The 281-nt window shown below is 63.0% G+C and carries 1 protein-coding gene; it reads right to left on the reverse strand.

Translation table 11 applies throughout. The features are described 5' to 3' along the window. Positions 1 to 281, reverse strand: a 281-nt coding sequence (locus LZP69_RS16370; protein WP_234201746.1) for an aldolase/citrate lyase family protein, incomplete at both ends; no start/stop codon positions are given.

Genomic DNA, 281 nt, shown 5'->3' on the forward strand with positions numbered 1-281 from the left:
ATGACGAACTTCCCGTCGGCCCCCGCGTCGAACGCGAATCGGCAGTCCTCGATGAAGCCGGACAGGTCCCTGACGTTCGTGTCCACTCCATCGACATAGGCGACGCCGAGCGCCTTCGCGAACAGCACGAGGTGCTTCGTGTAGAACCTCACGTGCTCAGGATCGTGCTTCATCCCCATGGCGGCACAGAAGTCGTGACTCCCGAAGCCAATGCCGTGCAAGTGCGTCCCGCACGCGCTTCCGATCGCCGGCAGACCGACGAAGCAGCTGGGATTCTCGAC

The organism is Shewanella sp. AS1, assembly GCF_021412565.1.
GTDB lineage: Bacteria > Pseudomonadota > Gammaproteobacteria > Enterobacterales > Shewanellaceae > Shewanella.